Genomic DNA, 23,033 nt, shown 5'->3' on the forward strand with positions numbered 1-23,033 from the left:
CGTTCCGGCACAGGCCGGGTTCCGGCCCAAGGCGGTTCCGGCCCCAGGCTAGGTCCGGCTCAGGACAGGCCTGGCTTAGGACAGGAGGGCGTCGGTGCGCTTGACGACCTCGCGGCAGAACGCGCCGACGCCGTCGGGGTCGTCGGTGAACTGGGACGGCTTGATGCAGAACGTCGTGAACCCCTGCGCGATCTTCCCGGGGATGCCCTCCAGCGCCGGGGCGAGGGGCGACACGGAGTCGTCGTCGGGGAACACCGGGCGGCATCCCCCGATGCGCTCCAGGTCGGCGATGTCGCGTCCGGCCGCCGTCATCGCCGAGGCGAGCTGCTCCAGATCCTCCGGCGTCGGGTGGCCGAGCGGGTGGAAGCCGTGGCCGTACTTCACCAGCCGGTGGAGGAGCTTGGCGTGCATGTGCTGCCCGCCGAACCACATGCGCGGCCCGTCAGGGCGGTAGGCGCGCGGCTCGAAGTAGACGTTCTCGAAGGAGAAGTGCTCACCGCTGTAGGAGACGGGCGACCCGCGCCAGAGCAGCTCCCAGATCTCCAGCTGCTCGTCGAGGATCCTGCCCCGCTTCCCGAACGGCACGTTCATCGCCGCGTACTCGTCCCGGCTCCAGCTCACGGTCGGCTGGACGACGAGGCGCCCCTCCGACAGCAGGTCCAGCGTGCCGATGTCGCGGGCCAGCGCGAGCGGGTGCTTCAGCGGGGCCAGCACGGCCGCCGCGGCGAGCCGGATCCGGGTGGTGACGGAGGCGATCGCGCTGAGCAGCATCAGCGAGCCCGGCCAGGGAGTGAACGGGTCCTGGTTGCCGGGCAGCGCGTACTCGCGCGGGTTGCCCATCACACCGTCCGCGCCCGCGTCGGGGCCGAGCACGACGTGCTCGCTGACCATGACGGCGTCGAATCCGGCGTCCTCGGCCTCCCGCGCCCAGCGGACGAGAGTGGGCAGGTCGCGGCCGGTGGTCATCGTCCAGTTCTCGCTCAGCACGAGTACGAAGCGTGGCGTCATCGGACTATCGTACGGACCCAAACGACATGCCCACAAGGGGACGGGAGGGTCAGCTACGGGGGCGCCTGCCGGAGCGGCGCGGGGGCGGGGGAGACGCGGCCCGCAGGGTGGTGCGCCGCGCCTCGCCCTCCTCCTCCAGGTGCTCGACGACGGACCGAAGGGTCTGCGCCAGGTTGCGGTTCTCGTCCCCGTTCAACCGTTCCACCACGAACGCCTCTTCTGCGTTGAAGGCCGGGAACAGCACGCACATCAGCTCCTGTCCCTTGTCGGTCAGCCGCAGCAGGACGAGCCGCCCGTCCGTCGCGTGCGAGCCCCGCTCGATGAGCCCGCGCCCCTCCAGCGTCTTCACGACACCCGTCAGCGTCCCTTTGGAGATGCCCGCCTCCTCCGCGACGTGGCGCGTCTCCATCTCGTCCCAGATCCACACCACCCAGAGCACGACGAAGGAGGTCCAGGTGAGGTCGGCGCCGCGCAGCACCGAACTCTCGAAGTGCTGCCGGATCGCCGCGGCGGCCCGGTAGATGTTGGAGACCGCCATCATCGCGTCGTGCCGCAGGGGCACGTCGCCGAGCCGCCGCTGGATGGCCTGTTCGGTCTCTTGCAGTGTGTGATGCCCGGTCACGTACGTCCTTCCGTGGGGCCCGGCGCGGACTTCTTCCCGCGGGCCAAGTCAGAATCTACCGTTGTCAGTTATCGTTTGAGCCCGTACGATCCGTGCGATTCCACATATCGTGCGGGCCCAAACAATCATGCGGAGGCTCGCACCGGCAATGGAGCCGCGCATGGCGATTCCCGCAGTCGAGTCCCCCTCGTCACCCGGAACCGGCCGCCGTAGTATCGGCGTCCCCGAGATCGTCTTCTTCGTCGTCGCCGCGTCGGCTCCGCTGACCGTCGCCGCGGGCGGCCTGCCGACGTCCTTCGCCGTCACCGGCGTGGTCGGCATTCCGCTGCTGTACGTCATTCTCGCGGTCCTGCTCACCGTCTTCACCGGCGGATACGCCGCCATGAGCCGGTCGATCGCCAACGCCGGGGCTTTCTACGCCTACATCACGCACGGGCTCGGGCGCGTCGCCGGCGTCGGCGCCGCGTTCGTCGCCCTCATCTCCTACAACACGATGCAGGTCGGACTCTACGGGCTGTTCGGCTTCACCACCGCCGACCTGCTGAAGACCAAGCTGAGCCTCGACCTGCCCTGGTGGAGTGTCGCGCTCGCCGGCGTCGCGGTGGTCGCCGTCCTCGGCTTCCGCCGCATCGACCTGAACGCCCGCGTCCTCGGCGTGCTGCTCGCGGTCGAGTTCCTGACCGTCCTGGTCTTCGACATCGCCCAGGTGGCCGACGCCCCGTCCGGCGTCTCCGTCGCCCCGCTCGGGTGGGACGCGGCGAACTCGGGTGCGGTCGGCGCCGCGTTCTGCTTCGCGATGGCCAGTTTCATGGGCTTCGAGGCCGCCGCCCTCTACAGCGAGGAGTGCCGCGACCCCCGCCGGACGGTCAGCCGCGCCACCTACATCGCGGTCGCCGTCATCGGGGTGTTCTACGCCTTCACGGCCTGGGCGATGACCGTCGGCACCGGCTCGTCCCAGATCATCGGTCGGGCCCAGAAGGACGGCCCCGCGCTCGTGTTCGTCCTCGCGGAAGCGCACATCGGCAAGCTCTTCGCGGACCTGGCCCAGCTCTTCCTGGTCACCAGCCTCTTCGCGGCGCTGCTGTCGTTCCACAACGCCGTGGCCCGCTACTTCTTCTCCCTCGGGCGCGAGGGTGTCCTCCCCTCCCCGTTGAGCCGCACCCACACCCGTCACGGTTCCCCGCATGTGGGCTCGCTGACCCAGACCGTCGTGGCCGCGGTCGTGGTGGTTGTCTTCGCCGCGTCCGGCAAGGATCCGGTGCTCACCCTGTTCAACTGGTTCACGAACCTGGGCGCACTCGGCGTGATCCTGCTGCTGGCCCTCACCTCGGCCGCCGTCGTCGTCTACTTCGCGCGGGAGCACCGAGGCGAGAACGCCTGGAACCGCCTCCTCGCCCCCGCCGTCGCGGCCGTGGGACTGGGCACCGTCTTCGTCGTCAGCCTGCTCAACTTCGACGCCCTGCTGGGCGCCGAGAAGGGCTCGTCTCTCACCTGGGTCCTGCCTGGCCTGATCGTCGTGGCCGCCGCGGCGGGCGTGGCCTTCGCGGTGTATCTCCGCCAGGCCCGTCCGGACGTCTACGCCCGGATCGGCGGCGGCGCCTGAGCCTCGTCAACGTGTCCCGGTGGTTCGGACCGGCCACTCGGAGGCGAGCACGGCCCAGACCTCGGTGGTCTGCCGCACGCCCCGGTACGGGTGGTTCTCGCGCAGGGCCCCCTCGCGGGTCATGCCGAGCCGCCGGGCCACATTGATGCTCGCCGTGTTCTCGGACGACACCAACCACTCCACACGGTGCATTCCGCGTTCCCGGATCGCCCAGTCGATGATCACGCGGGCCGCGCGGGTGACCAGCCCGCGGCCCACCGCGTCCGGCTCCAGCCAGCAGCCGGCCTCGCAGTTGCCCAGGCGCACGTCGAAGATCCGGAAGAGGACGCCGCCCACGAGCAGCCCGTCGAGCCAGATGCCATAGAGGCGGCCGGCGTCCGCGGCGGCCTTGTCGGCGTACCCCTGGAGCCAGCTCCGCGCGGATTCGAGATCGGCGGTGACATCGGGGAGACCGACGTGCACGCCGATGTACTCGCGTCCGCGGTCGATGTGCGCGAGGAACTCCTCGGCCTGCCAGGGCTCCAGGGGTCGTAGCTCGGCGCCGTCGCCGAGGGATATCGCGAACATCTCGTCCTCCACGGTGATCGTGCCCGATCTTCGGATCCTCGCACGCAGGAGAAAACCGCGGGCGGTGGCGGCCGCGCGCCGGTTAGCGTGGGTCTCGTGACGGAACCCGGTTTCACATGGCGTCGAGTGACGGAAGAGGACTTCGGTCTGCTCCGGGAGTGGCTGGCGCGGCCCCACGTCGCGCGGTGGTGGAACCACGAGACGTCGCCGGCGGCCGTGATGCGCGACTTCGGCCCCGCGGTCAGGGGAGAGGAGCCCTCCGAGGACCTCCTGGCGTCCCTGGACGGTCGGCCGGTCGGCCTGGTGCAGTGCTGCCTGCTCGCCGACTACCCGGAGTACATCGCCGAACTGGCGCCGCTCGTCGACGTCCCCACCGGCGCGATGAGCATCGACTATCTGGTGGGCGACCCGGACCGCACCGGCCAGGGCCTCGGGACCCGGATGATCGAGTCGGTCCTCGACCGGATCTGGGCCGTCCACCCGTCCGCGACCTGCGTGATCGTCCCCGTCGTGGCAGCCAACCGACGGTCCTGGCGCGCCCTGGAGAAGGCGGGCCTGCGCAAGATCGGCGAGGGCGAGATGGAGCCTGACAACCCTGCCGACGATCCTGCCCACTTCCTCTACCGCGCCGACCGTCCATCGGCGCACGGCGCCGTCCCGCGGGCCGAGACATAGGACGGCCCCGCCGCCGTCGGCTCCGCATCGCTTCTCCTCAGCGCGGTGGACCGTCCGCACCGCTCGAAGGTGGTGTGACAGGGCCCGCCCACACCCTTGCGTGGTCCCCGATCCGCGACGGATGATCCCGTCTCGCGGAGGACCAATCGAGGAGTCCTCCGTTTGGCAGTCCAAGGAGGACACATGAGGCTTTCCACGCTCGCCACTGTCACTGCCGCTGCCACTGCCACCGTGTTGATGCCGGGGGCGGGTCTCGCCGCGGCCGCCCCGCCGGCGGCGGCGCCCGCGGCGCGGGCGGTGCTCGCCGACCACACCTTCGACTATGAGAGCGGAACCGAGGGGTGGATCGCCAAGAAGGACGACAAGCTACGGGACGGGGACGTGACCTGGTCCACCGACCTGGCCAAGAGCGGAACGCACAGCCTCGACTTCTGGCTGGACGGGCCCGGTGACGGCACCCTGTGGGTGGAACGTGGGTTCCCCGTGCCGCTGGGGCAGCCCAGCATCACCGTCGAACTGTCCGTCTGGGAGTGGAACGACGGCGACGACGAGGCGACCAACTGGCCGATCATCGCGCACGTGGACCGCACCGCCCCGACCCACGAGGAGGACTTCGTCAAGTTGGGCTTGGGTCGCACCCAGGTCGATGGGTGGCGGCAGTACACCTACAGCACGACCATCGATGTCCATGACGTCAGGACCTTCTACGTCGCCTACGGGGTCTCGGTGGGCGCGGAGAGATCGCGAGCCCACTACTTCGATCTGGCCCATGTGACCATCACCTGACCCGGAACCGGTGTGGTGGCGCCCGCCTCGGGCCGGCGGGCGCCCCTCCCGTCCGTCTGCGGCCAGGACACCTACGCCAGGCGGCGGCCGCCGTTCCAGACGACTCCCACCTGCCGGTAGTAGGCGCCGATGGGCTCGACCACCTCAAGGCGGGCCAGCTCCTCGGTGGGGGAATCGAAGAGGCGGAGGTCGGCGTCGCCCGCCCAGGCGGGGCCGGCCTCGACGTCCGCCGCGCCGGACTCGATCAGCTCGTCCAGCGCGGGCGGCTGGCCCGGCTCGATGGACGGCAGGAAGCGGTTGTGTGCCATGGGGTGGCCGTTGACGAAGCCGTTCGTCTCGGACGGCCCGCGGAGGGTCACCACGGCCTCGGCCAGGCGGCGGTCGGCGGCGGCCAGGGTCGCGCCGAAACGGCCGCCCGCGGCGATGCGCGGGGCGCCCTGCCCGTACGGGTGCGGGCGGGTCTGGTGGATCGAGCCGAGCTTCTTCGGGTAGCCCTGGTGCAACCCGCGCGCGATGGCGAAGTCCTTGTCGACCCAGATGTAGACGCAGCGGGAGTACGTCCGTCCCTCGAAGGAGCACCGGACGACGACGAAGCACTCCTTGTACTGGGCCCGGACCGGGTCGAGGAGTTCCTCGGCCGACGCCGAGCACGACTGCCAGTCCGCCCAGATGATCGCGACTGCGCCGGGGTCGTCGGGAGCGGGGGACAGCGGGGCGGGCAGCAGTTCGGCCACGCGCTCGGGGTCGGTACGGTACTCGACGGTGAGCAGGTCGCCCGAGTAGTGCCACGGCGGGCTCGGGATCAGTGACGACCGGCCTGTCGCGGTCTTGGGGTGCAGGAAACCTCGGACGGATGCCACCGCGCTCCTCCTGGAATGTCGTTTGGGTCCGTACGATAGGCGTTGCGATGCGGTTTTGCCACTCGGTTCCCATGGTCAGGAACTGTCCCCCCGAGAAGATCGGGCATGTTCGGCGGTTCCGCGGAGTTGTTTTCCAAGGGTGATCGAGTGTGTCCCGGCGGAGTCTTGTCAGGATCTGCTGACCCCACATATGGTTTGAGCCCAAATGAAGTTCGTCCACCGAGGAGAGCTTGCGTGAGCCGACAGGACCCGGCAGTCCATGACGTGGTGGAGCGACTGACCGCAGACGGCATCGACGTCGTCCGAGTCGGCTACACCGACCTGCTCGGCACCGAGCGCGCGCGTGACGTGCTGGTCGAGCGGCTGCCCTCGGTGATGGAACACGGGTTGTCCTTCTGCAGGGCGATCTACCACACCACCCCTCAGGGCGACACCGTCGAGGTCGCGGGCGGGCTCGACGCCGGCCTGCCCGACATCTGCGTCCGCCCCGACCTGTCGACGCTGGTCTCCGTCCCGTGGGAGCCCGGCGTCGCGTCCTGCCTCGGCGACGCCTTCGAGCCGGGCGGCGTCGAGCCCTGCCCCGAGGCCCCGCGCGAGGTCCTGCGCCGCGCCGTCACCCGGCTCTCCGAGCTCGGCCTCGACCCGGTGACCGGGCCCGAACTGGAGTACTACCTCTGCGAGCCCGACCCCTCCGCGCCCTCCGGTTGGCGCCGCTACGGGGACGCGCCCGGCAACGTCTACACCGCCGGCCGCAAGGGCGACCCGGAGGGCCACCTCCTGAGCACCCTGCGCCACCTGCGCGACCTCGGCCTCGGCGTGACGATGGGCAACCACGAGTTCGGCGGCGGCCAGTTCGAGATCAACCTCGACCACTCCGCCGCCCTCGACGCCGCCGACCGCGCGTTCCGGTTCAAGTCCGCCGTCCAGGAGATCGCCCGGGGGGACGGGCTGCTCGCCACCTTCATGGCCAAACCCTTCAACGACGAGGGCGGCTCCGGCTTCCACGTCCACCTGTCCTGCCTGGACGGCGACGGCCGCAACGTCTTTCAGGGCGAGGGCCCCGACGGGCTGTCGGAGACCGCGCACCAGGCCATCGCCGGGGTGCTGGAGCACGCGCCCGCGCTCGCCGCGCTGTTCAACCCGACGATCAACTCCTACAAGCGGTTCGGCCCCGACACCCTCGCCCCCTGGCTGATCGACTGGGGGCTGGACAACCGCAGCGCCATGGTCCGCATCCCGCCCGAGCGCGGCGCCGCGTCCCGGATGGAGGTCCGGCTCGGGGACGCCTCCGCCAACCCCTACCTGGGCATCGCCGGCCTCCTCGCCGCGGTCTACCTCGGGATCCGCGACAAGCTGACCTGCCCGGCGCCGCTGGAGGGCTACGGCTACGACACCGCCAAGGCGCCCGTCCTGCCCGCCGACCTGCCCACCGCGCTGGACGCCCTCGCCGCTGACACCGCCCTGATCGAGGTGCTGGGCGAGCCGTTCGTGTCCGCCTTCCTCACCTACAAGCGGGACGAGGTCGCCCGTTTCGGCCGGCACGTCACCGACTGGGAGTTCCGCGAGTACTCCTACCACCTGTGAAGGAGCCCTCGTTGCCCGTCGACACGCCACACGACACCCTCGCGGTGGACCTCGCCGACCCCGACAACTTCCTCGACGGCGAGACGCCCTGGCGGATGTTCGACGTGCTGCGCCGCAGCCGGCCCGTCCATTGGAACCCCGAGACCGACGGCGGCGGTGGCTTCTGGTCGCTCACCCGGCACGCCGACATCGTGGCCGCCGACCGCGACCAGGCCACCTTCACCTCCGAGAAGTTCGTCAACCTCGAAGAGGTGGACGAGCGGCAGGCGGCCATCCGCCGCTCGATGCTGGAGACCGACGGCCCCCGCCACCTCGCGCTCCGCCGCATCCTGGCGCGCGAGTTCACCCCGCGCTCCGTGGCCGGCTACGCGACGTTCCTGCGCGGCCTGACCGCCCGGACCCTCGACCTCGCGCTCGCCAAGGGCACCTTCGACTTCGTCAAGGAGGTCGCCGCCGACTTCCCGATCAACGTCCTGGCCCGCATGCTGGACGTCCCCGACGACGACACCGAGCAGCTCATCGACTGGGGCAACCGGATCATCGCCAACACCGACCCCGACTACGCCGACGTCCTGCTGCACAGCGCCGAGAGCGAGCGGTACCGCGACCTGCCCTTCCGCAGCCCCGCCTCGCTGGAGGTCTTCGAGTACGGCCGCGAACTCGCCGCCCGCCGCCGCGGCGGCGAGGGCACCGACCTCATCAGCCGTCTGGTCAACGAGACACCGCGCGACGGCGAACCGCTCACCGAGCGCGACTTCGACAACTACTTCCTGCTGCTCGTCGTCGCCGGCAACGAGACCACCCGGCACGCCATCACCCACAGCATGCGCGCGCTGATCGACCATCCCGAGCAGGCCGACCGGCTCCGCGCCGACCCGGACCTGATGCCCACCGCCGTGGAGGAGTTCCTCCGCTGGTCCTCGCCCGTCTACCACTTCCGCCGCACCGCGACCCGCGACACCGAGGTGCACGGCACCGCGATCCGCGAGGGCGACAAGGTCGTGCTGTGGTTCGCGTCCGGCAACCGCGACGAGGCCGTCTTCACCGACCCGCACCGCTTCGACGTCACCCGCTCCCCGAACGACCACATCACCTTCGGCAAGGGCGGCCCTCACTTCTGCATGGGCGCCGCACTCGCCCGCCTTGAGATGCGCATCATGTTCGAGGAACTCCTGCCGCGCCTGGCCGACATCCGCTTCGCGGGAGACATCCGGCGCGTCCGCTCCAACTTCGTCAACGGAATCAAGGAAATGCCGGTCACCACCACCCTCGCCTGACCCTCAGCGGCGCGTGAGGACATGCGGACTCCGGCACGCCTCGACCGCGACAGGGCCCCGCGCTGCGGGGCCCTGTCGGGTGGGTCAGAGGGGGAGACCGGTGAAGATCAGGACCTTCTCCTCGGTGTAGTCGGCCATGGCCGAGCGGAGGCCCTCGCGGCCGACGCCCGAGTCCTTGACGCCGCCGTAGGGCATCTGGTCGGCGCGGTAGGACGGGACGTCGCCGATGACCACGCCGCCGACGTCGAGCTCGCGGTGGGCGCGGAAGGCGATGTCGAGGTCGCGGGTGAACACGCCGGCCTGGAGGCCGAACTTGGAGTCGTTGACCAGGGCGAACGCCTCGTCCACGCCGTCCACGGGTTGGACGATCATGACCGGGCCGAAGATCTCCTCGCGGCACACCTTCGCGTCGGCGGGGACGTCGGCGAGGACCGTCGGGGCGTAGGCCGCCCCCTCACGGGTGCCGCCCACCAGGATCTTCGCCCCGGCGGCGACCGCCTCGTCCACCCATGCCTCGACGCGTTCGGCCGCGTCCTGGCTGACGAGCGGGCCGACCTGCGTCTTGTCGTCCCACGGGTCGCCGGTGACGAGGGCGCCGACCGTGTCGATCAGCTTGGGCAGGAACTCCTCGTACACCGAGCGGTCGACGTAGACGCGCTGGACGGCGATGCAGCTCTGCCCGGCCTGGTAGTTGGAGAACAGCCCGATCCGCTTCGCGGCCCAGTCGAGGTCGGTGTCCGGGAGGACGACGGCGGCGCCGTTCCCGCCGAGCTCCAGCGTGACGTGCTTGCGCGGGACCTGGTCATTGATCGCCCAGCCGACCGGGACGGAGCCGGTGAACGACACGATCGGCAGGCGCGGGTCGTCCACGAGGCCGGGGGCGCGGTCGTTCGGGACGGGCAGGACGGAGAACATCCCGGCGGGCAGGTCGGTCTCGGCGAGCAGCTCACCGAGCAGGAGCGCCGACAGGGGAGTGGCGGGGGCGGGCTTCAGCACGATGGGGGTGCCGACCGCGATGGCCGGCGCGATCTTGTGCGCGGCCAGGTTGAGCGGGAAGTTGAACGGGGAGATGCCGAGCACCGGGCCCTTCGGCACGCGGGTGATGTAGGCCATCCGCCCGTTCGCGGCCGGGTCGGTGTCGAGCCGCTGCGTGGTGCCGCTGAACCGGCGGGTCTCCTCGGCGGCGAACCGGAACGTGGACACCGCGCGGCCCACCTCGCCGCGCGCCCACAGCAGCGGCTTGCCGTTCTCGCCGGTGATCAGCCGGGCGACCTCCTCGGCGCGCTCGGCCAGCCGCGCGGACACGTGCGCGAGCGCCTCGGCTCGCACGTGCAGCGGCAGCGCCGCCGCCTCCGCGCGCACCGCGTGTGCCGCGGCGAGCGCCTCCTCCACCTGGTCGGGGGACGGGACGGCGGCGGTTCCGACCACGCGGCCGTCGTAGGGGTGCGTCACGGTCAGCTCGCCGACACCGGTCTCGGCCCGGCCGGCCAGCCAGAATGGGGTCACGTTCATAGGTTCACGCTATCCCCGGCGGACCTGGGGGCGAGTCTCCAGGATGTCCAATTCGGCTGTCCTCATTGGCCGTGACGGCTAGCGCGAACCACAGCTCCGCGCGGACCGCGGGGTCGTCGAGATCACGGTTCAGGAGCTCGGCCGCCTTGCGCATCCGGGTACGCAGGGTGTGCCGGTGGACGCCGAGCGCCCTGGCCGCCGCCTCGCCCTGGCCGTTCGCCGCGACGTAGGCCCGCACGGACTCCAGCAGGCCCTCCGCGCGCAGCGGCGCCAGCAGCCCGCGGGCGAACGCGCGGGCCGGGCCGGGTTCGAGCAGCCCGAGTAGCCCCTGCCCGGGCAGGTCGGAGTAGTGCAGCACGTCCTCGTCCCGCCGCCGTGCCGCCGCCAGCGCGTCCTCGGCCTCGCGGAGCGCCGTCCCCAGCGCGCCGGCCGGCTCCCGATCCTCGGCGGGCACCGGATCGCTGACGCCGAGGGGGCCGGCGAAGGCGAGCAGGGAGACGATGGTGCCGGTCAGCCCGTCCGGAACGATGATCGCCGTGTGGCCGGGGAGCGGCAGGGCCAGGCAGCGGTCGCCGGCGGGGTCGGAGTCCAGGGCGTCCAGGACGGGGCCGGAACCCCCGCACGCCAGGACGCGGAGGGTGCCGCGCGGGACGGCCGGGCCCTCCGGCGGCAGGCCGAGGAGCAGGGCGGCGAGCGCGGCGCGCAGTTCGCGGCCGGTGCGCGGGACCTCCGACTGGAGCGTCAGCAGCGCGACCGCCGCGCCCACGATGGTGTGGGCGACGTGAGGGAGCGGCGCGGCCGTCCCGACAGCGAGGAAGCCGCGCGGGCGCCCCCCGAGCCCGATCCGCTGCAGGACGATGTTCTCGCCCGGCACCGACAGGGCGACGCTGGCCAGGGCCGCGCCGTCGGCGGGCCGGGACTCCGGGTGCCGCCGGAGCCGGGCCACGTCGCCCGCGAGCGATTCCGCGCGGTCGCCGGCGGAGGCGGGTTCGGCGTGCCGCACCGATCCGGACGAGTCGAGCAGGAGCGCCCAGCCGCCGAGCAGCCGCGCGAGCCGGGCGACCAGCGCGGCGGGGCCGGTGAGGGCGGCGCGGGTCAGCTCCCGCTGGGCCTGGAAGGCGCGGGTGACGTCCTCGTACCACTCGGCGGCGAGCATCCGGGAGACGGCCTTGCCGATCGCGATGAACGGGGTGGGGCGCGGGACCTCCAGCAGGACGAGGTCCCGGTCGCGGGCGGCGGCGAGCAGTTCGGGCGGCACCCTCGGGTGGATCACGCCGATCGCGAATCCGAGGGCGGCGACGCCGCGTTCGACCAGGCGGTCGACGTAGGCGGCGGCGTTCGCCGGGGTGAGCCGCATGCCGGTGGTCAGCATCAGTTCGCCGCCCTCCAGGAAGGGCGTCGGATCCTCCAGCTCGCTCACCGCGACCCACACGACGGGCGTGTCCGGGACGGGCCCGGCGGGCGGCCCGGTGAGCGGACGGAGTCCGAGCTGTGGGAGCGCGGCCACGGCGGCCAGGGTGGGCGGCATTGCGTTCCTTGTGCAGGATGTCCATTCCAGGGGACGGTTTTCGCCGCCCCGTATGGTTCATCGTAGGCGCCGTCCGGCCTATGTTCGCGCCATGACCAGCCAGGATCCCGGCGGCATGAGCCGCCTGCCGCAGGAGCGGCGTGTTGTGACCGAGATTCCCGGACCGCGGTCCCGGGAGTTGCAGGAGCGCCGTCTCGCGGCGGTGCCACCGGGGGTCGGCAGCGTACTGCCGGTGTATGTGACCGACGCGGCCGGCGGCGTGGTCGTCGACGCGGACGGCAACAGCCTGATCGATTTCGGCTCCGGCATCGCGGTCACCGGCGTGGGCAACGCCAACCCGCGGGTCGCCGCACGGGTGAAGGCCCAGGCGGACCGGTTCACGCACACGTGCTTCATGGTCGCGCCGTACGAGTCGTACGTGCAGGTCTGCGAGAACCTCAACCGGATCACCCCCGGTGACCACGAGAAGCGGTCGTTCCTGGTCAACAGCGGCGCGGAGGCGGTGGAGAACGCTGTCAAGATCGCGCGGTACGCGACGGGCCGGCAGGCCGTGGTGGTGTTCGACCACGGCTACCACGGCCGGACGCTGCTGACGATGACGCTGACCGCGAAGAGCATGCCGTACAAGCACGGGTTCGGGCCGTACGCGCCGGAGGTGTACCGGATGCCGCTGGCCTACCCGTTCCGCTGGCCGACCGGGCCGCAGAACTGCGGGCCGGAGGCGGCGGCGCAGGCCGTCGACCAGATCGGCAAGCAGATCGGCGCGACGAACGTGGCCGCGGTGGTGGTCGAGCCGATCCAGGGCGAGGGCGGGTTCATCGAGCCCGCGCCGGGGTTCCTGCCGGCCATCGCGGACTTCTGCCGGGCGAACGGCATCCTGTTCATCGCCGACGAGGTCCAGACCGGATTCGCGCGGACGGGTGACATGTTCGCCTGCGAGCACGAGGGCATCGTGCCCGACATCGTCACCACCGCGAAGGGCATCGCGGGCGGAATGCCGCTTGCGGCCGTTACCGGTCGCGCCGACATCATGGACACGGTGCACGGCGGCGGGCTCGGCGGCACCTACGGCGGCAACCCGCTGGCTTGTGAGGCGGCGCTGGCCGTCCTGGAGGAGATCGAGGAGGGCAAGCTCACCGACCGGGCCCGCGCGATCGGCGAGACCATGCTGCCCCGGCTGCGGGCGCTGGCCGGGCGTCACCCGGCGATCGGTGACGTGCGGGGGCGCGGGGCGATGATCGCGATCGAGCTGGTCCGGGAGGGCACGACGGAGCCCGACCCGGTGCTGACCGCCGAGATCGCCCGCCGTTGCCATGCCGAGGGGCTGCTCGTCCTCACCGCCGGGACGTACGGGAACGTGCTGCGCTTCCTGCCGCCGCTCGTCATCCCCGACCACCTGCTGGCCGAGGGGCTGGACATCATAGAGGCGGCGTTCACGGGCTGACCTGCATGGAACGGGCCACCGGCACCTTTCGGGGGTACCGGTGGCCTGATGCTGCCCATCGGTGAGTGAAGCGCATCACTCTGTTATAGGTTCGTGATTGACCGTTCATCGTTTGGCCCCATACGTTCGCAATACGTTTGGGCCCAAATCAAGGAGCAGGGGCGCACATGAACCACTCCCCGGACCTGGTGCTACTGGACGGCGAGGTCCTCACGGCCGACGCGCAGTTCTCGGTGGCGCAGGCGGTGGCCATCACCGGTGGAAAGATCACGGCGGTCGGTTCGACCGATAACATACGGGCTCTGGCCGGCGCGCGCACGGAGGTCGTCGACCTTCGCGGGCGCACCGCGCTGCCCGGCATCAACGACTCACACCTGCACGGCTGCGCGTTTGGCACAAACCGGCCACCGCTCGCCCTGGAACTGGGCTACCCGGCGGTACGTTCGATCGCCGACATCGTGGCGGCCGTGAAGGAGGCGGTGTCCCGCACCCCCGAGGGTCAGTGGATCCGGGGGAACGGCTGGGACCCGGGCTACCTGAGCGAGTGCCTGGACGGCGGGCGCATGCCCGACCGCTCCGACCTCGACGCGGTCGCCCCGTCCCACCCCGTCTACCTCCAGGACTTCAGCGGGCACCTCACCTGGGCCAACTCGCGGGCGCTGGAGCTGGCCGGAGTCACGGCCGACACCGAGTCGCCGGAGGGCGGGCGCATCCACGTGGACGGCGCCGGCAACCCCACCGGCCTGCTCGCCGAGGGCGCCCAGGAACTCGTCCAGCGCCACCTGCCGCGCTACACGCGCCAGCAGATCGAGCAGGCGATCCGCGAGGCCGTCACCACCCTCCAGCAGGAGGGCATCACCAGCTACACCGAGCCCGGCCTCGGACCAGGCGGCAAGAGCCTGTTCGCGGGCGCCTCGGACCAGCTCACCCTGGACGTCTACGGCGACCTGGCCCGCGGCGGCGACCTCGGCGCCCGCGTCAGCGTGCTGCTGCTGCTCACCGGGATGGGCGGCTCGGCCGCCGAGATCGCCGAGGGCCTCGCCAACGCGAAGGTCCCCGAGGACGTCGACCCGCGCATCCTGAACGTCATCGGCGTGAAGCTGTTCGCCGACGGCATCCCGCCCAACGAGACCGCCTGGATGCGCGAGCAGTACCCCGGAGGCGACTTCGGGTGCCTGTGCGTCCACGGCGCCGCCGACGCGCTGCGCACCCGCGAGCTCAACGAAATGATCAGGTTGGCGCACGTCGCGGGCCACCAGCTCGGCGTGCACGTCACCGGCGACCGTGCCATCGACGCCGTGGTGGACGCGTTCGAGGCCGCGCAGGCCGAGCACCCCCGCGACGACCCCCGGCACTACGTCATCCACGCCGACCTCCTCGGCCCGCAGAGCATGCGCAAGCTCGCGCGGCACGGGTTCGGCGCCAACATGAACCCGGCGATCAAATGGATGATCGTCGACATGCTGGAGGAACAACTCGGACACGAGAGGGCCGCCTACCAGTACCCTGTCCGATCGGCGATCGAGGCCGGTATCCCGGTCACCGCCAGCTCGGATGCGCCCGTCGCCCCACCCAACTGGCGACAGGGTGTAGCCGCGATGCTGCTGCGCGAGTCCAAGGCCAGCGGACGGACGTTCGGCCCTGAGGAAAGGGTCGGACTGCCCGAGGCTGTCCGCGCCTACACCGTCAATGCGGCATGGCAGGACTTCGCCGAGGACTGGAAGGGCACCCTCGAATCCGGTAAGGCAGCCGACGTCACCGTCCTGGACGGGACGCTCACCTCCCTCGACCCCCATGACCTCCCGGAAGTCCCCATCGCGATGACCGTCTTCGACGGCCGGGTCGTCCACAGCACCGAAGGTGTCTGACATGCGAATCACACCCCTCTTCGCCGCTGCGCTTCTCGCCCTCCCCCTGGCGGCCTGCGCAGACGACTCCTCCGGGTCCGACTCCGGGCCGATCAACATCGGGTCGGTCTCGACCCTGAGCGGCCCGGTCACCTTCCCCGAGGCGTCACAGGCGGCCCGCGCCGTCTTCGACGAGGTCAACGCGAACGGCGGCGTCAACGGCCGCAAGATCGCCTACACCACCGCCGACGACAAGGGCGACCCGGCCAGCGCCGCGCTCGCCGCACGCGATGTCATCCAGAACAAGAAGGCCGTGGCCCTCGCAGGCGGCGCCAGCCTGGTCGACTGCCAGGTCAACGGACCGCTGTACGACCGCAACAAGATCACTGACGTGCGGGGTATCGGCGTGGACCCCGGCTGCTTCGCCTCGCCGAACATCTCGCCGGTCAACACCGGCCCGTTCTTCGGCTCGACCGTCACCCTCTACTACGCCTCCGAGAAGCTGAAGCTGAACAAGATCTGCGCGTTCTTCTCGATCATCGGCGGTACGGCGAACGCCTACCGTGAGGGCGTCGACCGCTGGTCCAAGATCACCGGCAAGAAGCTGCTGATCAACGACCTGAGCCTGTCGGCCTCCACGACCGACTACACCCCCTACGTGCTACGGGCTCGCAGCGCGGGCTGCCAGGCGGTGCTGTTCAACGGCGTCGAGCCGATGTCCATCGGCTGGGTCAAGGCCGCGCAGGCGCAGAACATCAACAACATCAAGTGGCTGTTCCTCGCCTCCACCTACACGGTCGAGGCCGCGAAGGCGCTCGGCCCGGCGGGCAAGAACGTCGTGGCGCTGTCGGAGTTCGAGCCCTACACCGACACCCAGTCCGCGGCCAACAAGGACTGGCGGGCGACCATGACCAAGCACAAGGTGCCGCTCACGGCCTTCTCCCAGGGCGGCTACCTCGCCGCCCAGCATCTGGTCACGGTGCTGCGCGGGATCAAGGGCGACATCACCCGCGAAGCCGTTACCAGCGCGATGAAGAGCCTCAAGCCCATCGAGTCGGGCATGACCGGGATGCCGTTCGCATTCGGGGCCGGCAGCACCCACGCGTCCAACCTCGCGGCCAAGTTCGTGAGGCCGGAGACGAAGGGCGACTGGACCGTGCTGACGCCCGAATGGATCAAGCTGCCCAATGCTTGAGGGAGCTATAGCAGGGTTGGCCGGGGGCGGCGCGTACGCCGCCCTCGGGCTCTGCCTGACACTGATGTTCCGCCTGGTCAGGGTCGTGAACTTCGCCCAGGTGGCGATCGGCGTCATCGGCGTCTACACGATGGCGATCGCGGCCGAGCACGGCTGGCCCTACGGCCTGGCAGCGCTCGCCGGCCTGCTCGCCGCCACCCTGGTCGCCGCCGTGCTCGGCTGGGTGATGGGCAAGTGGTTCGGTGAGGCGGGCGCCGACCAGCGCTCGGCGATCTCCATCGCGTTCCTGGTCGGCCTGCTGGCGGTGTCCTACCTGGTGTTCGGCACCGACCCGCGCCGCATGCCGGGCAAGTTCGGCGGTTCGTTGCTCACCGTGGACGGCATCACGGTCACGCAGGCGGCGGCCGTGTGCACCGTCGGCTCGATCGTGGTCGCGGGGGCGGCGTGGCTCGTCCTCACCCGGACCGTCCTCGGCCTGCGGCTCCGCGCCCTGTCGGAACGTCCGACGACCGCCGAACTGCACGCCATCCCGTCCCGCCGCCTCGGCGTCGGGATGTGGGCGGTCACCGGGCTGCTGTCGGCCGCCGTCCTGCTCGTCATCGCGCCGCAGCAGACCAGCGACCAGACGTCCTTGGCGCTGATGGTCATCCCCGCCGGGACCGCCGCGCTGGTCGGCGGCTTCCGCAGCCTCGGCCGCACGGTCGCCGGTGGACTCGGGCTCGGCGCGCTCCAGGGCGCGCTCGCCCACGTCACCGAACTCCAGCAGTACCGGGACACAGTGCCGTTCCTGGCGATTCTCGCCATCTTGATCTGGTCCCAGCGACGGGAGGTGTGGGATGCCGCGCGCTGACGCGAAGACCGCCGAAGGCCCGGCAGGCGCCGGGCGATCCGCCGGCCGGCTTGCACTACCCGCGGTGACGGGCGTCTTCGGCCAACCGGTCGCGGCGCTGCTGGTCGTCGTGGTCGCGGCGATCGTCGTGCCGCAGTACTGGCTGTTCCTTGCGACGTCCGTGCTGGTGTCGGCGGTCGCGCTGCTCGGCCTCGGCGTCGTCGGCCGGGCGGGGATGAACTCGCTGTGCGCGCTGTCGTTCGCGGCCGTCGGCGCCTGGACGGTCGCCCAGCTCAACGTGTGGCAGACCCCCGGCGGGCTGATCGCCTGGACGGTCGTGGGCGGCCTCGCCGCGATGCCGTTCGGTGTGCTGATCGGGCTGCCCGCGCTGCGCCTGCGCGGCGTGCACCTCGCCGTCGTCACGCTCGGGTTCGCCGCGGCGGCCGACGTCGTGATCGCCGCGGTCAACTTCCCCGGCGTGGACACCTACGAGCAGGTCATCCGGCCGACGTTCATCGCCACCGACCGGCAGTACTTCGTCTACGCGGGCCTGCTGTTCGTCGTGGCCGCGCTCGGAGTCGAGCTGGTCGGACGGACCCGGATGGGCGCCGCGTGGCGCGCCGTCCGGTTCTCCGAGCGCGCCACCGCCGCCTCCGGGACGAGCGTGGCCCGCGCCAAGCTGTCGGCGTTCGCGCTCAGCGCGTTCGTCGCCGGCCTGTCCGGCGGCCTGCTCGCCGGGCAGGTCGGCATGATCACGGCGCAGAACTTCGGGACGATCGGGTCGCTGGCCCTGTTCGTCGTCGCCGTCATGGCGGGCAGCGAGTACGTGGGAGGGGCGCTGTTCGGCGGCGTCCTGATCGCGTTCGTGCCGGAGCTGTTCCGCCGGGCCGGGATCAACCAGGACTGGGCGAACGTGCTGTTCGGCGTCGGTGCCGTCCAGGCGCTCTCGCAGGGCAGCAGCATCAGCGAGGGGTTCGCCCGCAAGCTGCGCGCCCGCCGGCCCGCCAAGGTCCCCGCGCCGCGGGAGCCGGTGGAGGCCGGCGTGCCACCGCTCGGCACCGAGCCGCTCCTGGAGGTCCAGGGGCTCAGCGTCCGGTTCGGGCAGGTCGTCGCCCTCCAGGACGTGGACCTCGTGGTCCCCGAGGGCACCGTCATGGGGCTCATCGGGCCGAACGGGGCGGGCAAGTCGACCCTCACCGACGCGCTGTCGGGGTTCCTGCCGTCCGCGACCGGCAGCGTCACGCTCGGCGGCCGTTCCCTGGACGGCCTGCCCGTGCACCGCCGCGCCGCCGCCGGGCTGCGCCGCACGTTCCAGCAGGACCGCGTCCCGACCGGCCTGACCGTCGGCGCCTACCTGCGGTTCGCCGCGCACCGCACGGTCACCCGGGACGAGCTGGAGGAGGTTCGCGCCTTCCTCGGCTGCCCGCTGCCGGAGGCGCACGTCTTCGACCTGGACGTCGGCAGCCGCCGCCTCCTGGAAGTGGCGGCCGCGATCCTCGCGCGGCCCCGGCTGATCGTGCTGGACGAGCCCGCCGCGGGACTCGCCCACGCCGAGTCGCTCGCGCTCGCCGACCGGCTCATCGAGGTCCCGGCCAGGTTCGGCGCGTCCGTCCTGCTCATCGAGCACGACCTCGACATGGTCCGGCGCGCCTGCGCGAGCGTCGTCGTCCTGGACTTCGGCGCGGTCATCGCCGCGGGCCCGCCGGCCGAGGTGCTCGCCAGGCCCGAGGTCGCCCGCGCCTACCTGGGAGACGAGGTGGCCCTCACATGAAGGAACTGAGGCTGGAGGACGTGGCGGTCGCCCGGGGCGGCGCCCCGATCGTCCGGGACGTCACCCTGACCGTGTCCGCGGGGGAGGTGACCGTCCTGCTCGGCCCGAACGGCGCCGGGAAGACCACCCTGCTGGAGGCGGTGGCGGGCGTCCTGCCGCTCGCCGCCGGGCGGCTGACCGGTGACGGCGACGATCTCGCCGGGCTCGACCGGGTGACGCGGGCGCGGCGCGGCATCGCGCTCGTCGAGCAGGGGCGGACGGTGTTCACGCAGCTGACCGTCGCCGAGAACCTGCGGGCCGTCCGCCGCTCGGCCACCGACCGCACCGTCGAGCTCTTCCCCGAACTGGAGAAGCGCATGGACGTGCAGGCGGGGCTGCTGTCCGGCGGTGAGCAGCAGATGGTGGTGCTCGCCCGCGCGCTCGCGATGCAACCGTCGGTGCTGCTGATCGACGAGATGTCGCTCGGCCTCGCGCCGGTCATCGTCAAGCGGCTGCTGCCGGCGGTCCGGTCGCTGGCGGACGAGGGCTGCGCCGTGCTGCTGGTCGAGCAGTTCGCGACGCTCGCCCTGGGGATCGCCGACACGGCGCACGTCCTGGCCGGCGGGCGGCTCACCCACAGCGGGCCCGCGGCCCCCCTCCGCAAGGCCCCCGAAGTTCTGCACGCAGCCTATCTTGGTGAGGCCGTGGGCGAGGCCGTGAGCGAACCCGAAGCGAGGAGTTGAGATGGGACGGGTGCTGATCGTCACCGGTGGCGGCAGCGGGATCGGGGCGGCCGTCGCGCGCGGCGCCGCCAAGGACGACCACGTGGTGATCTGCGGGCGCCGCAAGGACGCGCTGGATCGCGTCGCCGCCGAGTCCGGCGCGGAGCCGCGGGTCTGTGACGTGGCCTCGCCGGGCGCCGTCGCCGAACTGGTGGAGGGCGTCGTCGCCACCCACGGACGGCTGGACGGCCTGGTCGCCAACGCCGGCGTCCTGCGCGGTGGTGCCGTCCTGGACGTCTCGCCCGAGGACTGGCAGGCCACCGTGGACACCAACCTGACATCGGTGTTCCTGCTGGCCAGGGCGGCGTTGCCGCATCTGATCGAGGCGCGGGGCGCGCTGGTCACGGTCTCGTCGGTGGCGGCGCTGCGCGTCCCGACCGGCGTCGCCGCCTACGCGACGTCCAAGGCCGGGCTGACCATGCTCACGCAGACGATCGCTGCGGACTACGGGCCGCGCGGTGTGCGCGCGAACGTGGTGTGCCCCGGCTGGATCCGCACCGAGATGTCGGACGCGGAGATGGACGGGTTCGGTGGGCCGCACGGTCTTGGCCGTGAGGAGGCGTACGAGGAGGTCACCCGGCTCGTCCCGCAGCGCCGGCCCGGGACGGCGGAGGAGGCCGCGGCGGCGGTGCTGTGGCTGCTCGGCCCGGAGGCGTCCTACGTCAACGGCGCCGTGCTGAGCGTGGACGGCGGCACCGCCCTGCCCGACCCCGGGACGGTGCCGTTCGAGTTCCAGATCAAGCCCCGCTAGAAGCGCTGAGGCCGGGCGCGAGGCTGTCCTGGTACAGCTCGGCGAGGATGTCGTAGGAGCGCAGGCGGTCGGCGTGGTCGTACACCATCGTCGTGACCATGACCTCGTCGGCCGCCGTCCGCTCGATGAGCGCGTCCAGTTGCGCGCGGACGGCATCCGGGCCGCCCACCACCTGGTCCCGGATCCGCGAGTCGATCATCTGGCGTTCGAGCGGCGTGTACGGGTGCGCCGCGGTCTCCTGCGGTGTCGGCAGCGGCCCGGGACGCCCCTGCCGCAGCCGCACGAACGCCAGCGACTGCGGCGCCGCAAGTTCCTGCGCCCTGTCGTCGGTGTCGGCGGCGGTGACCGAGACGCCGATCATCGCGTAGGGCTCGTCGAGCGCCCCCGGCCGGAACGACTCGCGGTACAGGGCGAGCGCGGGCACCGTGTTCTCGGCGCTGAAGTGGTGCGCGAACGCGAACGGCAGGCCCAGCAACCCGGCGAGCCGCGCGCTGTAGCCGCTGGATCCGAGCAGCCACACCGGTGGCTCGTTGCCGGCGGCGGGCGTCACCTTGCTGCCGGCGCCGAAGTAGCCGCGCAGCTCCACGACCTGCTCGGGAAAGTCGTCCACCGACAGCGCCTCCGGGGAGCGGCGCAGCGCGAGGGCGGTCGCCTGGTCGGTGCCGGGGGCGCGCCCGAGGCCGAGGTCGATGCGTCCCGGGTAGAGGGCCTCCAGCGTTCCGAACTGCTCGGCGACCACCATCGGCGCGTGGTTCGGCAGCATGACGCCGCCCGACCCCACCCGCATCGCGGACGTCGCCGCCGCGACCTGCCCGATCAGCACGGCGGTCGCCGAGCTGGCGATGCCCGGCATCGCGTGGTGCTCGGCGAGCCAGTACCGGTGGAAGCCGAGCCGCTCGGCGTGCCGTGCCAGGTCGAGGGTGTTGCGCAGCGCTTGGCGGGACGTGGACCCGCTGACGACGGGGGCCAGGTCGAGGACGGAGAACGGAACGCTCATAACGGGTGACAACCCGGCCGCACCCCGTCCTCTTCCCGCCTCGGATCACCCGATCGCGGTTTTGATCACGGCCACGGTCAGCAGGATGGATCCCGTCACGAACAGCGGCAGGACCGTGATGCAGAGCCACGACCAGATCACCAGCACCCGGCCTCGCCGGGGGTCGTGCTCGGCGAAGCGGTTCTCGGCGCTGGTGTAGAGCAGCGCCGCGACCACGACCAGCGGCAGGCAGACGATCATGGTGAGGAGCCCGAGGACGAAGGCGGCGATCTGCCCGCCGAGCGTGTAGGTCCCGTCCGGGCCGATGCCGAGCGCGGGACGGGCGGGAGCGGCGGACTGGGGAACGGGCTGGTGGGGCACGGCCTCGTACATGGGCACACCGATCCGATCATGGGAACTGTGAGCCGGATCATACGCTCGGTGATCTCGGTAGACGAGAGGTGCGGCGGTCTGTTTTCCGTGCGATTACCGACCCGACCCGGACCCGCCCCGACCCGACCCGAGCCGATTTAGGACGTCTGACCTCGCTCCAGCAGGGTGACCAGCCGGGCCAGGCCGTCCGCGCCGTGTCCCTCCGCCACGGCGCGATCGAGCAGGTCGCGCAGCGACGGCAGGTACCAGGGGTCCACGCCCTGGTCACGGCTCGTCTCGATCAGGCCGGGAAAGGCGACCTGGCTGGTCGCGATGCTGGAGACGACGGTGCCGAACTCGCCCGCGTCGACCACCCGCGCGAGTTCGGGCAGGGAGCCGAGCATCGCGGTCAGCCAGTCCAGGATCATCGGCGCGAACGTCGTGGCCGTCACCTTCTCGGAGCGGACGAGCGCGAGCGCGTGGTAGATGCCCGCGAACATCCCGTACATCGCGTCGAGCAGTGCCAGGTCGAACAGGGGCGCAAGGCCCGGGTCGGCGCCGAGATGGCGTGGCTCGGCCAGGGCGGTGAGGACGGTGCGGTGCTCGGCGAAGGCCGCCTCGTCGCCGCTGTAGAGGATCAGCGCGCCGGGCCGTCCGATCATCTGAGGGACGGCCATGATCCCCCCGTCGACGTACCGGCCGCCGCGGACGGTGACGATCTCGGCCATGGCGCGCGCCTGGCGCGGCGTGCCGTTGCTGAGCTGCACGACGGTGGCTCCGGTGAGATCGTCGCAGGCGAGGATCTCCTCCGCGTTGGCGTAGACGGACAGGCACACGAGCACCAGCGGGCTCGCCGCGAGCGCCTCGTCGGCGGTGGACGCCTGGACGGCGCCCTTCGCGACCAGTGGTCCGGCCTTGGCGGCGGTGCGGTTCCAGACGGTGACGGAGTGCCCGTCCGCCAGGAGTGCTTCGGCGAGGGCCGTCCCCATCAGGCCCAGCCCGAGGACGGTCACGGAAGTTCTGTCGGTCATGTCGGATCTCCCGGTGTGCCGGATCAGTGGAGGC

21 protein-coding genes are annotated in these 23,033 nt (G+C 71.7%); 12 read left to right on the plus strand and 9 right to left on the minus strand.

The features are described from left to right. Window positions 1-75 precede the first annotated feature (75 nt). Window positions 76-1,008, minus strand: coding sequence for an LLM class flavin-dependent oxidoreductase (locus tag AMA02S_RS21530; RefSeq protein ID WP_067461136.1), 933 nt, complete (start codon window positions 1,006-1,008; stop codon window positions 76-78). A 49-nt stretch (window positions 1,009-1,057) separates the two neighbouring features. Further along, window positions 1,058-1,630, minus strand: a complete 573-nt coding sequence (locus AMA02S_RS21535) for a MarR family winged helix-turn-helix transcriptional regulator (RefSeq protein WP_067461137.1) — start codon at window positions 1,628-1,630, stop codon at window positions 1,058-1,060. A 160-nt stretch (window positions 1,631-1,790) separates the two neighbouring features. Here AMA02S_RS21535 and AMA02S_RS21540 point away from each other — a divergent pair, with 160 nt between their 5' ends. After that, on the plus strand, window positions 1,791-3,233 hold the full coding sequence (locus tag AMA02S_RS21540) for an APC family permease (RefSeq protein ID WP_067461138.1): 1,443 nt from the start codon (window positions 1,791-1,793) through the stop codon (window positions 3,231-3,233). Window positions 3,234-3,239: 6 nt separating this feature from the next. Here AMA02S_RS21540 and AMA02S_RS21545 read toward each other — a convergent pair whose 3' ends face one another. Next, complete coding sequence (locus AMA02S_RS21545) at window positions 3,240-3,800, minus strand: GNAT family N-acetyltransferase (RefSeq protein WP_067461342.1); 561 nt, start codon at window positions 3,798-3,800, stop codon at window positions 3,240-3,242. Between the two features lie 126 nt (window positions 3,801-3,926). Here AMA02S_RS21545 and AMA02S_RS21550 point away from each other — a divergent pair, with 126 nt between their 5' ends. After that, window positions 3,927-4,475 carry a GNAT family N-acetyltransferase gene (locus tag AMA02S_RS21550; protein WP_218005078.1) on the plus strand — a complete coding sequence of 183 codons (549 nt, stop codon included), beginning with the start codon at window positions 3,927-3,929 and terminating at the stop codon, window positions 4,473-4,475. Window positions 4,476-4,658: 183 nt separating this feature from the next. Next, window positions 4,659-5,261, plus strand: a complete 603-nt coding sequence (locus AMA02S_RS21555) for a hypothetical protein (protein ID WP_067461140.1) — start codon at window positions 4,659-4,661, stop codon at window positions 5,259-5,261. Between the two features lie 71 nt (window positions 5,262-5,332). Here AMA02S_RS21555 and AMA02S_RS21560 read toward each other — a convergent pair whose 3' ends face one another. After that, a complete protein-coding gene (locus tag AMA02S_RS21560) occupies window positions 5,333-6,121 on the minus strand; it encodes an acetoacetate decarboxylase family protein (protein ID WP_067461141.1) in 789 nt (262 codons plus the stop codon). A 234-nt stretch (window positions 6,122-6,355) separates the two neighbouring features. Here AMA02S_RS21560 and AMA02S_RS21565 point away from each other — a divergent pair, with 234 nt between their 5' ends. Together AMA02S_RS21565 and AMA02S_RS21570 are read left to right on the plus strand one after the other, a co-directional pair. Further along, the gene (locus AMA02S_RS21565) at window positions 6,356-7,705 is read left to right on the plus strand and encodes a glutamine synthetase family protein (protein ID WP_067461142.1); all 1,350 of its coding nucleotides are present in this window, start codon (window positions 6,356-6,358) and stop codon (window positions 7,703-7,705) included. Window positions 7,706-7,716: 11 nt separating this feature from the next. Then, window positions 7,717-8,982 (plus strand): cytochrome P450, encoded by a 1,266-nt coding sequence (locus AMA02S_RS21570; protein WP_245667703.1) that lies wholly within the window; start codon window positions 7,717-7,719, stop codon window positions 8,980-8,982. A gap of 84 nt (window positions 8,983-9,066) precedes the next feature. Here AMA02S_RS21570 and AMA02S_RS21575 read toward each other — a convergent pair whose 3' ends face one another. Next, window positions 9,067-10,494: an aldehyde dehydrogenase family protein gene (locus AMA02S_RS21575; RefSeq protein WP_067461144.1), complete on the minus strand. Its 1,428-nt coding sequence runs from the start codon at window positions 10,492-10,494 to the stop codon at window positions 9,067-9,069. 4 nt (window positions 10,495-10,498) lie between these two features. Continuing rightward, complete coding sequence (locus AMA02S_RS21580) at window positions 10,499-12,022, minus strand: PucR family transcriptional regulator (protein ID WP_067461145.1); 1,524 nt, start codon at window positions 12,020-12,022, stop codon at window positions 10,499-10,501. A gap of 91 nt (window positions 12,023-12,113) precedes the next feature. On the opposite strand from AMA02S_RS21580, the gene gabT reads away from it, so the two are divergent. From gabT to AMA02S_RS21615, 7 genes are all read left to right on the plus strand, one after another. Next, entirely contained in the window at window positions 12,114-13,466 is a 1,353-nt protein-coding gene (gabT, locus tag AMA02S_RS21585) for a 4-aminobutyrate--2-oxoglutarate transaminase (RefSeq protein ID WP_067461146.1), read from the plus strand. A gap of 167 nt (window positions 13,467-13,633) precedes the next feature. Continuing rightward, window positions 13,634-15,334 carry an amidohydrolase gene (locus tag AMA02S_RS21590; protein ID WP_067461147.1) on the plus strand — a complete coding sequence of 567 codons (1,701 nt, stop codon included), beginning with the start codon at window positions 13,634-13,636 and terminating at the stop codon, window positions 15,332-15,334. A 1-nt stretch (window position 15,335) separates the two neighbouring features. Next, complete coding sequence (locus AMA02S_RS21595; RefSeq protein ID WP_067461148.1) at window positions 15,336-16,508, plus strand: ABC transporter substrate-binding protein; 1,173 nt, start codon at window positions 15,336-15,338, stop codon at window positions 16,506-16,508. Further along, window positions 16,501-17,358, plus strand: coding sequence for a branched-chain amino acid ABC transporter permease (locus AMA02S_RS21600; RefSeq protein ID WP_067461149.1), 858 nt, complete (start codon window positions 16,501-16,503; stop codon window positions 17,356-17,358). Before AMA02S_RS21595 ends, AMA02S_RS21600 begins: the two co-directional genes overlap by 8 nt. After that, a complete protein-coding gene (locus tag AMA02S_RS21605; RefSeq protein ID WP_084265445.1) occupies window positions 17,345-19,108 on the plus strand; it encodes a branched-chain amino acid ABC transporter ATP-binding protein/permease in 1,764 nt (587 codons plus the stop codon). Before AMA02S_RS21600 ends, AMA02S_RS21605 begins: the two co-directional genes overlap by 14 nt. Further along, window positions 19,105-19,830, plus strand: coding sequence for an ABC transporter ATP-binding protein (locus AMA02S_RS21610; protein ID WP_067461150.1), 726 nt, complete (start codon window positions 19,105-19,107; stop codon window positions 19,828-19,830). The genes AMA02S_RS21605 and AMA02S_RS21610 overlap by 4 nt, the downstream gene beginning before the upstream one ends. Before the next feature lies 1 nt (window position 19,831). Then, window positions 19,832-20,620: an SDR family NAD(P)-dependent oxidoreductase gene (locus AMA02S_RS21615; RefSeq protein ID WP_067461151.1), complete on the plus strand. Its 789-nt coding sequence runs from the start codon at window positions 19,832-19,834 to the stop codon at window positions 20,618-20,620. Here the strand turns inward: AMA02S_RS21615 and AMA02S_RS21620 are convergent. The 3 genes from AMA02S_RS21620 to AMA02S_RS21630 form a co-directional block, all read right to left on the minus strand. Further along, window positions 20,607-21,617, minus strand: a complete 1,011-nt coding sequence (locus AMA02S_RS21620; protein WP_067461152.1) for an LLM class flavin-dependent oxidoreductase — start codon at window positions 21,615-21,617, stop codon at window positions 20,607-20,609. The two genes, AMA02S_RS21615 and AMA02S_RS21620, sit on opposite strands and share 14 nt — an antisense overlap. 45 nt (window positions 21,618-21,662) lie before the next feature. Next, window positions 21,663-21,989 carry a hypothetical protein gene (locus tag AMA02S_RS21625; protein WP_067461153.1) on the minus strand — a complete coding sequence of 109 codons (327 nt, stop codon included), beginning with the start codon at window positions 21,987-21,989 and terminating at the stop codon, window positions 21,663-21,665. Between the two features lie 137 nt (window positions 21,990-22,126). Continuing rightward, window positions 22,127-22,999: an NAD(P)-dependent oxidoreductase gene (locus tag AMA02S_RS21630; RefSeq protein ID WP_067461154.1), complete on the minus strand. Its 873-nt coding sequence runs from the start codon at window positions 22,997-22,999 to the stop codon at window positions 22,127-22,129. Between the last annotated feature and the right edge of the window lie 34 nt (window positions 23,000-23,033).

The organism is Actinomadura macra NBRC 14102 (genome assembly GCF_001552215.1).
In the GTDB taxonomy this organism is placed as follows: Bacteria; Actinomycetota; Actinomycetes; order Streptosporangiales; family Streptosporangiaceae; genus Spirillospora; species Spirillospora macra.